We start from the raw sequence: 11,738 nt of genomic DNA on the forward strand, positions 1-11,738 counted from the left end.
GGATGCCGTGATGAGTGCAATCCGGGTAGTGATCACGGACGACAGTCAACTAGCGCGCGATGTGCTGCGTAATATCCTCACCCGCGATGGCGATATTGAGATTGTTGGTGAAGCCACTAACGGGCGTGAAGCGGTGGAACTTGCCCGTCGCTTAGCGCCGCAGTTAATCACCATGGATCTGAATATGCCGGTCATGGACGGTCTCAGCGCCATTGAAGAAATTATGCATACCAAAGGGGTGCCGATCCTGGTGGTAAGCGACCGCTCTGATGCCGAAACAGCTTATCGTGCGCTTGATGTTGGCGCGCTAGAGGTTATGCAGAAGCCAACCCTTGATGATGAAGACGCACAACGACTACTCGCGCGTGTTCGACTGCTGTCGGGAGTAGCCGTGATTACTCGCCTACGGCGCCGCCCCACCTCGGTTATGCCTGTTGTGGCGATAAACGCACCACCTGTCTGTCACCCCACTATGCCGAAAGCGTTTCAACGCATCGTCGCTATTGCTTGCTCTACCGGTGGGCCGCAGGCATTGGCCCATTTACTGAGTAAGCTGCCCGCCAACTTTCCTGCGCCAGTGGTGATTGCTCAACATATCAGCCATGGGTTTATTGAAGGCATGGCGCACTGGCTGGCATCACTATGTTCAATGCCAGTTCGCGTTGCTCAACATGGTGAACCGCTCAAACCAGGGTGTATTTATCTATCGCCGTCGGAAACTAACCTCCATGTAACGCCTAATCACCGCCTACAGTTACAACAAGGGCCTGACAATGCGCTCTACCACCCTAGCTGCGATGCGCTGTTAACGAGCGTTGCCAATGTATATGGTCCGGAGGCAATTGGTGTCATTTTAACGGGCATGGGACGCGACGGCGTTAATGGGGTGCGTGCCATACACCTAGCGGGCGGTAGCACCTTTGCTCAAAATGAAGCTAGCTCGGTCATCTATGGGATGAACCAAGAAGCGGTGAATGCCGGTGTTATTCAACACATTGTGGCGCTTGATGAGCTACCTGATAGGCTTATTCATGAATCAAGCGGTCAACGGTCATCTTCGTGGATGCAACCGCTATGAGTTCCATACATTCGCTAACGCCGTTTAAGGATCTCGTACGCCGTCGCTGTGGTTTACACTTAGAAGGCCTTGCTGAAGCTCGTTTAGTGAAAGCCATTGATACTCTTCAAGCCGAAACCAACGTATCTGATACATCATCGCTTATTGCGCAATTAGCGCAAAACGACGTGTTGTTTAATCATTTTATTAGTCAGTTAACGGTAAACGAAACCTACTTTTATCGAGAACCAGAGGCACTTGATTGGTTAGCCGATGTTCATCTTCCAAAGCGACTAGCTGAAAAAGGTAAGCCACTGGCCATTCTAAGCGCGGGCTGCTCATCGGGCGAAGAACCCTACAGTATCGCTATTGCGCTGTTTGAGCGTTACGGCGAACGTGCCAAACAACTCTTCCATATTACCGGCGGAGATGTTGATCAGCAGGTACTTAGCAAAGCCCAACAGGGCATTTACAGCGGCATGTCGTTTCGGGCACTGAGCCCTGCGCTTAAACACCGCTATTTTCGCCCAGAGGGTCGACGCTTCAAAATAGAGGAGACGCTTCGTCAGTGGATAACTTTTCGCTCGTTCAACGTGTTACAGCCAAATACTGACAAAATCGGCCTCTTCGACGTTATCTTATTTCGCAATGTATCGATCTATTTTGACGAATCGACCCGACGCGATATACAGCGCCATTTGCAACAGTTACTGGCGCCAAATGGCGTTTTGTTGTGTGGCGTCACGGAAACCTTAGGCAACGATCTGGGCGTTTTGGAACTACAGCAGGCCCAGGGGGTGTTTTTCTTCCAGGAGGCGCAGGCCAGCGCTCTACCGGCTAATGATGAGCCACACGATAACGATGATGAGTGGCTAGTCCCGCCGGTGCAGGTAGATAATTATTCACCCTCTGAGGATAACGCTGAGTTCGAGTCGCTGACGTCGTTTAACGAAGCCTTACTGCAGGCTCATCAGTTACTCAACCAGAACGCGTTTTCTGAAGCCGCCGCGCTACTTTCCAAACTGTTAGCCCAACAACCTTGGAGTGTTGATGCGCTGCTACTGGCAGGTTTAGTTGCTCGTTGGCAGCAGGGCTTTACGGATGCCTATGATTATTTCAAGCGCGCTATTTATGTGGCTCCGGATTGCTGGCCAGCGCACTTTTTTCAAGCCGAACTTTTCCGTTTAGGCGAGCTTAACGATGCCCCAACGCAGCGTCAGCGTGGCTACGCAGCGGTTATTCGCCTATTGGATGCCTCAAAACAGGCCGATGGTGGGTTAACGATCATTGAGCCGCCTATCTCACCTGGGGATGCCTACTTTTTGGCAACTCGTCACCTTCGTGCACAAACGGCCACACAGGGAGTGGGTTAATGGCACTGGATATTAAACGCTTTATTCAGCGCTTTATTGAAGAAGCGTCGGATCACTTGCCCCGTTTAAGGGAAGGTATCGAAGCACTTGAACAAGGCGACACCCAGCAAGAGCGAATTAACGAGCTATTTCGCGCTGCTCATACGCTGAAAGGCTCTTCACGTATGCTGAAGCTGACGCCCATTACAGCGATCGCTCACAGCACTGAAGAGTTATTAAGCGCACTGCGTGACGGATCACAAACCGTCTCGCCGGATATCACATGTCTTTTAAATCAGGCGACGGATGCCCTGTCGGACCTGGTCAGTCAACTTGCCCAAAATGTGCCACCCGCAGAGCTACCCGAGGCTGATAGCCAGCTCTGCCAAGCGCTGGAAAACGCCGCTGCGGGAAAGCTAACCCCAACGTCTGAACGGCTCCCTGAAACAGCAGCACTCGTGAACAGCGAACCTAGCGTTACACCGCCTACCACAAAGAGCCCAGCACTTCCGGCTCAAGAACTGCGTTTAACAGATACGGTACGCGTGCGCCTTGACCGTTTGGATGACGTGATTCGCCTAATGGGCGAAGTATTATCAGGGCACCATCATTTGCACTCCCTGGTAGAACAAGCTCGCAGCCTCGGCGCGGCTCTTCCCAAAGATCAGCAGGCCCCCTTTAACGCCTTTAGCCGCGAGTTGAAAGACAGCGTGCTTTCCCACGACGGGCTAATGAGTGACCTTCATGATCGAGCACTGCAGATGCGTATGTTACCGTTGAGCGTGGTGTTTGACCCCTTATCCCAAATGGCCAGAGACCTTGCCCATTCGCTAGGCAAACAGGTTAATTGCCGTGTTCACGGCAGTGAAATTGAACTTGACCGACAAATGATAGATCGCCTGTCGGACCCGCTTATTCATCTGCTGCGGAATGCACTAGATCACGGTTTGGAAGCACCCGATGAACGCCAAGCAGCGGGTAAGCCTGCTCGGGGGCAGTTGTCGCTAGAGGCATGGCAAGACGGCAGCTGGGTAGTGATTGAAATGCGCGATGACGGCGCGGGTATTTCCCTAGAAGCGGTACGCCGCAAGGCGCTCTCCAAGCAGCTGCTCAGCGAAGAGCAGTTGCTTGCCCTAACCGAACAGGAAACCCTAGAGCTTATTTTCCTGCCCGGCTTTTCAACCAAACCGCTGATTACCGATTTTTCAGGCCGCGGCGTGGGCATGGATGTCGTCAAACGAACCGTTATTGATGAACTCAACGGTGATTTACATCTTTCCAGCCATTCCGGCAAAGGCACCTGCTTTACCCTGCGCCTGCCTTTATCGCTGGCCATGATGCGTGTTCTGTTGATAAAAGTGGGTACCATCACGCTAGGTATCACGGCACCTTATGTATCAGAGCTTGTAGAGCATCTATCAACGAACTTTATCGATGCTGCTGGGCAAAAAACACTAATCTTACGTAACGAATTTGTTCCAGTCGTTTCTCTCGCAGAATTATTAGGCCTTTCCTACACGCCCTCTACTGCTGATAATTTGCTATTACTTGTCGTACATCAACGTCATCAAAAACTCGCGTTAATTATCGATGCGTTAGTGGATGAACGCGATATGGTGATTAAGCCTTTACCCGCCCATTTACGCCATTTGCCGTTGGTATCGGGTATGGTCACTCTGGGGCGCAATACGCTGGTCAGCCTTTTACATGTACCAACATTACTGGAGCACTCACGTCGCTATGCACCACGGACGTTAGTGAAAACGGAACAACCGCTCCAGGCGCATCGTATACTGGTTGTCGATGACTCACTGAACACCCGTGAAATTGAAAAAGACGTTTTAGAGGCATGGGGCTATCAGGTCACACTGGCAGAAAATGGCCGTGATGGGCTTAATAAAGCCCTTGCTGATTCGTTTGATGCCGTGCTAACCGATGTCGAAATGCCTGTCATGGATGGTTTTGCACTGACTGCAAGTCTGCGAGAAAATGAGCTTTATCGTTATAAGCCTATTATCATTATTACATCACGAGAAAAAGAAGCGGATCGCCGACGTGGCATTGAAGTAGGCGCTGATGCCTATATTGTTAAAGGTAGTTTTGATCAAAATAATTTAGTGGACACGCTGAGAGCTTTACTCGGCTAAGCACACTTCATGGTGGGGGGTAATCATGCAAATTTTGGTCGTAGACGACGACCCATTAGCCTGTGAAATGACAGCAGCGTTACTTGAGTTTCAAGGCTATACAACGATCATGGCCAATGATGCCATGGAGGCTGTTCAACACTTGGACAACCTGGATACTATCGAGCTTATTGTCAGCGACATGCATATGCCGCTTATTAATGGCATCGAATTTTTGGAAATGTTGCGTGAACAAGACGTCTCTCTGCCTTTTATTTTACTCAGCGGCGACACCCCTGAGCCAGAGCTACTGCAAACACCAGGCTTGAATGCCTGCTTACAAAAAGATGCGCAGCTAACCTCTACACTCCAACATGCCGTGACCCAAGCGCTCAATGGTTAAACCTAAGCTATCTGCTTCACGACGCATCGTTTGCCCACATAAACAGGTAGTCTGATGTCATCCTCTGCTCCGACGCTGCACGAAAAGCTGAACCATTTGCGCCACCGTTTTATTGAACAGCTGCCAGCACGTTTACAGCAAACCGCCGACAAGTGGCAACAAAGCCACCTGTCGCTGGAGGCAGAGTCACGCTTAGCGCCTGAACTCCATCGCTTTTTCCACAGCTTAAAAGGTACAGGGCGCTCGTTAGGCTTTGAGCGCATTGCGATGTTAGCCAATCAAGGCGAAGAAGCGCTAAAAACAAGCCCTACTCCACCTACATTAAACAGCTTGATACCTCAGCTTTTTCAACAGCTTGCCGAGGAAATTAAGTATTTGCAGTCCCAGCAAGGCCAGCAGACGGTGCTGGCATCGCTTAACAGTATTGAGCTGTCATCGGCCATTGCACAGCCACGCAGTAAGCGTCAACGGCTAATCTATTTATGCGACGACGAACCCGACCAAGTTAGTCAGCTGCTGCATCACCTGCGCTGTTTCGGCCATGAAGTGGTTCATTTTGAAGACACCGAATCTTTCTTTAACGCGGTCATTACCCGTCGACCCGACGCTATCATCATGGATGTGCAGTTTCCTCAAGGTAACACCGCGGGTACTGAAACGCTGACCAGCCTGAACAAGCTCACCGGAGAACGGCTGCCTTCTATTGTATTGTCATCCTACGGCGATTTTTATTCACGGCTGAGCGCTGTTCGTGCTGGCTGCAATGGCTACTTTACTAAGCCCATTAAGCCACTGGATTTAATGTTAGCCATCGATGAACTCACCACTCCACTAGATGAAGAGCCTCTGCGCGTATTGGTCGTTGATGATGAGCCAGAAGCAGCGGCCTATCACTCATTGATTCTTGAAGAAGCAGGTATGATTGTTCAGCAGGTTAATCACCCTGCGGATGCGTTAGCGGCGCTGGACCGTTTTAGTCCTGACTTACTGCTAATTGATGTCTATATGCCAGTGTGTTCTGGGGAAGAGCTGGCGACGATTATTCGCCAGCAATCCGCGCATATTGGCCTGCCGATTATTTATCTATCTAGCGAAACAGACAGCCAAAAGCAGCTTTCGGCCATGACCGCAGGCGTAGAGGCCTTTATTACTAAGCCTGTTACCCCCGATGAACTGGTCTCTGCGGTACAGCTGCGTGCCGAACGCTTGCATTTACTGCGCTCTCTGATGACCCAAGACAGCATGACGGGGCTTTATAACCATAGCACCACCACTGACATGATCGGTAAAGCCCTCGCCCATGCCTATCGCGAAGGCAGCCAGCACGCCATGGCCATGCTGGATATCGATCATTTTAAAACCGTCAATGATACCCATGGGCACTTAGCGGGTGATCAGGTCATTATCACACTGGCTCGGCTGCTAAAAACTCGCTTGCGCGTATCCGATATTATTGGACGCTATGGTGGGGAAGAGTTTGTTGTATTACTAAAAGGGATCACTGCAGAACGCGCAGCCGAACTTATTGATGAACTGCGCCACGATTTTGAACTAGTGGATTTTCATGCCGGTGGAGAGCGCTTTCGCTGCACCTTCAGTGCAGGCATTAGCAGTTTTCCTAACCAGCCTTCCACTGAAGCGTTACGCCTTAGCGCAGACCAAGCGCTTTACCTTGCTAAGCGGCAAGGGCGTAATCAAGTAGTGATCAGTAAAGAGCATGACCCAAACCATCGTAGCGCAGCACAACGTGACACGGGAAAACAATGACCGATACTGCTCCACAACGTGATGCACAAGCTATCTCTCTTGAAGAAGCGCTAGCACGCCAGAGTAACGACGAGTCGATTATTGATGTGGACGAACCCTGCCAGCAGTTGGTGCTATTTCGTTTAGCCGGTCAACGCTTCGCCTTCCCTGGCAGTGCGGTCAATGAAATTTTGAACGGTGACCAACCCGTGTATTTTGTGCCTGGGCTGCCCGACTCGATGGAAGGTGTGATTCACTTACGCGGCAACATTGAATCGGTGATGACGCTGCGGTCACTGCTTGAGCTTCCCCCTGCAGAACAAACGGGCATGCTGTTATTAGTTACTGCAGCAGGCATTCGTAGCGCCGTTCGTATCGACCATTTAGACGATGTTTGCGACATTCCGATCAGCACGCTAAAACCCGCCCCAGACACCCTTTCCAGACAGTTAACGCCCTATGTAAGTGGGCTCTGGCAACCTGAAGCAACGCCGGAAGAGAGCGAGAGAGAAGCAGCTGAAGGTTATTCTGAAAAACGCAGCGCAGCCATTGTTTTACTCGACCCAGACGCGTTATTCAGTGCTTATCAGCAAGGCTTAGGGTAAGTCATGGTAAATGGTGCACCGAAGCACTCCTCAGACCCACCGTCCCATGTTGCCTTAGTGCTATTTAATGCTGGCAAGACCCTGGCCGCCATTGAAGCACGTCATATCACTGGGTTAGCGAACATAGCCCGCTTACCACGATGCGCCAATGCTGAGCGCCTACTGCTTAATACTCAACTAATAAGCATAGCCCCTACTCACTGGCTCACCCTGCAAGATGCCGATGGCGCTTGGCAGTTAGGTGTCTCGGGAGAAGTTGTTTTAGCACATACGCCAATAGTGGAACTGTTTCCATTGCCCGCTCTAATTGCTGCACGCCACGCAAGCCCCGCTCTGCGAGGCTTAGCGTTGGCCAACCAAACGGTACGCTTGTTATTTGATGGCGCAGCGCTTAAACCAGACCTAACGCTGTAACCATAAACAGCGAACCGGCGTGCCTTTCTCTATCTGCTGGTGCGGGTCAATCACCGCTAATGCGTCAGCACTAATACACGATGAAAGCACGCCTGAGTTTTGGTCTTCAAACGCATCAGCTATGACGCCCTCCTCGCTAAACCGCAGCGCAACACGCATATAGTGCTGGCGTGGGCCAGTACTCGTGTTGAAATTAGCCGTGGCCATTAGGGCAGGCAAGGCGCTCAACGCTGAGCAACCCAGTAGGCTTCCCATCAAAGGACGTAAAAACAACCACGCGCCCACAAACCCAGAAACAGGGTTACCCGGCAGCCCTACAAAACGCGCCTCGCTGCCATCTTCACGTGGCAGACGGCCTAGCGCCAACGGTTTTCCTGGGCGAATCGCCAGTTTCCACATATCTAATTGGCCTAGCGATTCCAGCGCAGCCTTAACATGATCTTCTTCTCCGACGCTAACCCCACCGGTGCTGACAACCACATCAGCGACGGAGGCGGCTTGCGTTAATAATTTGACCGTCTGGGCATAATCGTCAGGCACACTAACCCGCTGTACCACCTCCGCACCAAAGTTTTCTAGCAATCGTTTCAGCATCGGCTGATTAGAGTTATATAGCTGACCTGGCTTTAACGGCGTGCCAGGGTCAACTATTTCGTCACCCGTCGACAGTAGCGCTACTCTCGGCCGACGACGCACGCTCACCTGGGTAATTCCTTGCCCCGCCAAATGCCCCAGCGCTGCCGCCTCCAGGCGCTCGCCTGCCGCCAGCAGCAGCTCCCCCTGGTGTACATCACGCCCTTGGCGGCGCACGTTGTCGCCCACCGGCAGTGCATCCGGCATCAATACTTGGTCACCGTGCTGCGTTACCCGCTCTTGCATCACTACACAGTCGGCGCCATCAGGAATCTCACCGCCGGTAAAAATGCGCGCACAACTGCCTGGTGCCAAGGGTACAGCGGGGCTGCCCGCCGCAATACGCTGGCTGATCGGCAGCCACTTGCCCGCATCACTGGCACGAAGCGCGTAGCCATCCATTGCGCTGTTATCAAATGGCGGGACGTCTAGCTGTGCGTTAACAGCGTCGGTCAACACACGCCCAGCTGCCGCATCAAGCGGCACACGCTCAGCGCCAAGCGGAGTGACATCGGCTAGCAGCGCTTCAAGCGCGGCACTTATCGGCTGTAACTCAGCCATGCTGCCCCCGGCCTGGAATGACGAGGTTGTTAAACATAAGCTGGTTATTATGAAATAGTGGCATAGTCGTCTCTAAAAACAGGAAAATTGAAGTAGTGAAACCCAAGAATTAGATGATCGGTATAGGTAGAATGCCACGATCAACGGATAGAAACAGCTAGCTAATGTCTTCACTAAGCGGCATTCCAAGCAGCCTAAGACAAAAAGAATCGCTGGTGCCGTTGGGCAGTCACCCAAAAAAGAGAGCCTAGCGCTATGTCCCAGCAACGCGATACTGATTTGATCAATGAGCTATTAGCTCAAGGTTCTGAAACCGATTGGTTAGAGTTCAAAAAAGATAATTTTGAACCTGAGATGATTGGGGTTCGCTGTTCAGCGTTGGCTAATGCGGCACGCCTGATTGGTAAGGATACCGCTTACATGCTTTGGGGAATTGACGATGCAACGCTTAGCGTGATCGGGTCTAAATTCAATCCACATACACAAAAGGCTAATGGGCAAGAACTGGCGTTTTGGCTGGCACGACAATTACAACCCAGCATTCCATTCCAATTTAGACGTATCGAACATCCGCATGGCAATGTGGTTATTCTAGAAATACCCGCAGCGACCGCTGCGCCCGTTGCTTTCAAAAACATCCCTTACATTCGAATTGGTAGCGCAACTCCTAAGCTAACAGATTATCCAGAGCGTTATCAGCAACTTATTGAGCGTCTGCGACCCTACACCTGGGAGCACGCAGTGGCACGGCAATACATCAGCGGTGATGATGTATTGGATCTGCTGGATTACAGTAGCTATTTCAAACTCACCAAACAACCATTGCCAGATAATCGACAGGGAATTTTCGATAAGCTAGCAGCCGAACGCCTGATTCACCAAGATGTGGGTGGACACTGGAACATCACCAACCTAGGTGCCATTCTTTTCGCTGCCGACCTCACTCAGTTTGATAGCGCTTTGGCGCGTAAAGCAGTCCGTTTCACTGCTTATCTAGGAAAAAATCGTGCAGCGCAGGTAAGCCACCGAGTAGAAGGTAAAAAAGGCTATGCCGTTGGTTTTGAAGGACTCATTGAGTTTATTAACAGCATTCTGCCGAAAAATGAACATATAGATGTAGCACTACGCACCGAAGAGCCGTTATTTCCGACCATCGCGGTTCGTGAAGTGATTGCCAATGCGCTGATCCATCAGAATATGACTATTTCTGGAGCTGGCCCGCAGATCGAAGTTTTTCAAGATCGCATAGAGATAACTAATCCTGGTAAGCCATTAGTGCCCGCAGACAGAATGATTGATCTCCCGCCCCGTTCGAGAAATGAAGCGCTAGCGTCGCTGATGCGGCGAATGGGGATGTGTGAAGAGCAAGGTAGCGGCCTGGATAAGGTGATTGCTTCCATTGAAATGTTCCAGTTGCCTCCACCGCTGTTTCGAGAAGAAGGTAACGCCATGCAGGTCGTGCTTTACGGGCCTCGCCACTTTGCCCAGATGACACCAGAAGAGCGTACCAGGGCATGCTACCAGCATGCTGTGCTTAAATTTTTAACAGGGGAGCGAATGAAGAACGCGACATTATGCGCGCGATTCGGAATTGAAAGCCGCAATGCTTCTCAAGCATCTGTGGTCATTAAAAAGGCAAAAGAAGCTGGATTAATACGCGAAGCAGATCCCGAGCACCCAAGAGCAGGTTACGTCCCGCAGTGGGCATGATTTCTTGATCGTGTTTTGATTCATTCTAGCTAACTTACGTTTTTCTTCTCTAAAAACTATGTTAATTAATGAGTTAGACTTTTAGTTTTCTTGATCCACTCTTGATCCTACGGCAGGCAGAGCGCCAAGAAAGAACACTGTCACATGGCCTACAGGGGCAGGCCATGTGACATTAGAAAATTGTAGCCTTACTTTTCAGCTAGTAACAGCTATAAACACGAACGCTTTCAGCCATGCTGCCCCCGGCCTGGAATGACGAGGTTGGCGAAGTTGCAGGGTTTGTGACGACTGTCGAGCTGTTCCGCCAAAATGCCGTCCCAACCAGTGCGGCAGGCGCCGGTTGAACCTGGCAGGCAAAACATGACTGTGGCATTAGCGAAGCCACCTAACGCGCGGCTTTGAATGGTTGAACTACCAATCTCATCACCACTCAGCTGGCGAAAACGTTCACCGAATCCCTCAATACGCTTATCCAGTAGCACGGACACCGCCTCAGGCGTCGAGTCACGCCCCGTAAAGCCAGTGCCGCCCGTGGTAATCACCACCTGAACGTTGGCATCGGCAATCCACTGGGCAACGACCGCGCGGATTTGGTAGACGTCATCTGGCACGATGCGCTTTTCGGCTAGGGTGTGACCTGCTTCGGTTAAACGTTGTACCAGCGCTTGTCCAGAGCGGTCGGTCTCTTCCGTGCGCGTATCCGATACCGTCAATACCGCTATTTTTAAGGGCTCCATGCTGTCCATGGGCTTACTCCTTGGCTTTTTTCTGGGCTTGGCGAGCCTCTAATGCGGCTAGCTGTTCAGGAGTTGCGGTACCTTGGTAGTGGGCTTTCCATTCGCTGTAGGGCATGCCGTAGACATACTCACGGGCAGCGTCATAGTCCAGTGCTTTACCTTGCTCATCTGCTGCCGTAACTAGCCATTTAGATAGGCAGTTACGACAGAAGTCAGCAAGAATCATTAGGTCGATATTTTGCACATCTTTATTATCGTCTAAATGTTGTAGCAAGCGGCGAAACGCGGCAGCTTCTAGTTCTGTACGCGTGGTTTGGTCTAGTTCATTGAACGATGACATTACCGATCCTCTTATCAAGTGACTGTGAAGCAGCATAACAAAAGACACCGCCCG

Annotated in this window: 11 protein-coding genes; 8 read left to right on the forward strand and 3 right to left on the reverse strand. The window is 51.2% G+C overall.

The window, feature by feature from the left end; genetic code table 11:
* Nucleotides 1-10 precede the first annotated feature (10 nt).
* The 7 genes from cheB to CR46_RS0107055 are packed head-to-tail and all read left to right on the forward strand — an operon-like array spanning nucleotide 11 to nucleotide 7,703.
* Nucleotides 11-1,078: a chemotaxis-specific protein-glutamate methyltransferase CheB gene (gene cheB / locus CR46_RS0107025; RefSeq protein WP_035536470.1), complete on the forward strand. Its 1,068-nt coding sequence runs from the start codon at nucleotides 11-13 to the stop codon at nucleotides 1,076-1,078.
* A 5-nt stretch (nucleotides 1,079-1,083) separates the two neighbouring features.
* Nucleotides 1,084-2,430, forward strand: coding sequence for a CheR family methyltransferase (locus tag CR46_RS0107030; protein ID WP_030071297.1), 1,347 nt, complete (start codon nucleotides 1,084-1,086; stop codon nucleotides 2,428-2,430).
* Nucleotides 2,430-4,556, forward strand: coding sequence for a hybrid sensor histidine kinase/response regulator (locus CR46_RS0107035; RefSeq protein WP_030071299.1), 2,127 nt, complete (start codon nucleotides 2,430-2,432; stop codon nucleotides 4,554-4,556). The genes CR46_RS0107030 and CR46_RS0107035 overlap by 1 nt, the downstream gene beginning before the upstream one ends.
* 25 nt (nucleotides 4,557-4,581) lie before the next feature.
* On the forward strand, nucleotides 4,582-4,938 hold the full coding sequence (locus CR46_RS0107040) for a response regulator (protein WP_030071301.1): 357 nt from the start codon (nucleotides 4,582-4,584) through the stop codon (nucleotides 4,936-4,938).
* A gap of 54 nt (nucleotides 4,939-4,992) precedes the next feature.
* The gene (locus CR46_RS0107045) at nucleotides 4,993-6,705 is read left to right on the forward strand and encodes a diguanylate cyclase (RefSeq protein WP_051690138.1); all 1,713 of its coding nucleotides are present in this window, start codon (nucleotides 4,993-4,995) and stop codon (nucleotides 6,703-6,705) included.
* Nucleotides 6,702-7,289, forward strand: a complete 588-nt coding sequence (locus CR46_RS0107050; RefSeq protein ID WP_030071305.1) for a chemotaxis protein CheW — start codon at nucleotides 6,702-6,704, stop codon at nucleotides 7,287-7,289. The genes CR46_RS0107045 and CR46_RS0107050 overlap by 4 nt, the downstream gene beginning before the upstream one ends.
* A 3-nt stretch (nucleotides 7,290-7,292) precedes the next feature.
* Nucleotides 7,293-7,703 carry a hypothetical protein gene (locus CR46_RS0107055; RefSeq protein ID WP_051690139.1) on the forward strand — a complete coding sequence of 137 codons (411 nt, stop codon included), beginning with the start codon at nucleotides 7,293-7,295 and terminating at the stop codon, nucleotides 7,701-7,703.
* Here CR46_RS0107055 and CR46_RS0107060 read toward each other — a convergent pair.
* The gene (locus CR46_RS0107060; RefSeq protein WP_030071310.1) at nucleotides 7,692-8,897 is read right to left on the reverse strand and encodes a molybdopterin molybdotransferase MoeA; all 1,206 of its coding nucleotides are present in this window, start codon (nucleotides 8,895-8,897) and stop codon (nucleotides 7,692-7,694) included. The two genes, CR46_RS0107055 and CR46_RS0107060, sit on opposite strands and share 12 nt — an antisense overlap.
* Nucleotides 8,898-9,152: 255 nt before the next feature.
* On the opposite strand from CR46_RS0107060, the gene CR46_RS0107065 reads away from it, so the two are divergent.
* Nucleotides 9,153-10,607 (forward strand): ATP-binding protein, encoded by a 1,455-nt coding sequence (locus CR46_RS0107065; RefSeq protein ID WP_030071312.1) that lies wholly within the window; start codon nucleotides 9,153-9,155, stop codon nucleotides 10,605-10,607.
* A gap of 227 nt (nucleotides 10,608-10,834) precedes the next feature.
* On the opposite strand, the gene moaB is transcribed toward CR46_RS0107065, so the two are convergent.
* Together moaB and CR46_RS0107075 are read right to left on the reverse strand one after the other, a co-directional pair.
* Complete coding sequence (gene moaB, locus CR46_RS0107070) at nucleotides 10,835-11,353, reverse strand: molybdenum cofactor biosynthesis protein B (RefSeq protein ID WP_030071315.1); 519 nt, start codon at nucleotides 11,351-11,353, stop codon at nucleotides 10,835-10,837.
* 4 nt (nucleotides 11,354-11,357) lie between these two features.
* Nucleotides 11,358-11,684, reverse strand: a complete 327-nt coding sequence (locus tag CR46_RS0107075) for a DUF1244 domain-containing protein (protein WP_030071317.1) — start codon at nucleotides 11,682-11,684, stop codon at nucleotides 11,358-11,360.
* Nucleotides 11,685-11,738 lie beyond the last annotated feature (54 nt).

This window comes from Vreelandella neptunia (assembly GCF_000712975.1).
Lineage (GTDB): Bacteria > Pseudomonadota > Gammaproteobacteria > Pseudomonadales > Halomonadaceae > Vreelandella > Vreelandella qaidamensis.

Bases quoted from the DNA above. Each gene is read 5' to 3' on its own strand.
- cheB (WP_035536470.1), top strand. From the start codon at position 11: ATGAGTGCAATCCGGGTAGTGATCACGGACGACAGTCAACTAGCGCGC.
- CR46_RS0107040 (WP_030071301.1), top strand. From the start codon at position 4,582: ATGCAAATTTTGGTCGTAGACGACGACCCATTAGCCTGTGAAATGACA.
- moaB (WP_030071315.1), bottom strand. From the start codon at position 11,353: ATGGACAGCATGGAGCCCTTAAAAATAGCGGTATTGACGGTATCGGAT.
- CR46_RS0107060 (WP_030071310.1), bottom strand. From the start codon at position 8,897: ATGGCTGAGTTACAGCCGATAAGTGCCGCGCTTGAAGCGCTGCTAGCC.
- CR46_RS0107050 (WP_030071305.1), top strand. From the start codon at position 6,702: ATGACCGATACTGCTCCACAACGTGATGCACAAGCTATCTCTCTTGAA.
- CR46_RS0107035 (WP_030071299.1), top strand. From the start codon at position 2,430: ATGGCACTGGATATTAAACGCTTTATTCAGCGCTTTATTGAAGAAGCG.
- CR46_RS0107065 (WP_030071312.1), top strand. From the start codon at position 9,153: ATGTCCCAGCAACGCGATACTGATTTGATCAATGAGCTATTAGCTCAA.
- CR46_RS0107045 (WP_051690138.1), top strand. From the start codon at position 4,993: ATGTCATCCTCTGCTCCGACGCTGCACGAAAAGCTGAACCATTTGCGC.
- CR46_RS0107075 (WP_030071317.1), bottom strand. From the start codon at position 11,684: ATGTCATCGTTCAATGAACTAGACCAAACCACGCGTACAGAACTAGAA.
- CR46_RS0107055 (WP_051690139.1), top strand. From the start codon at position 7,293: ATGGTAAATGGTGCACCGAAGCACTCCTCAGACCCACCGTCCCATGTT.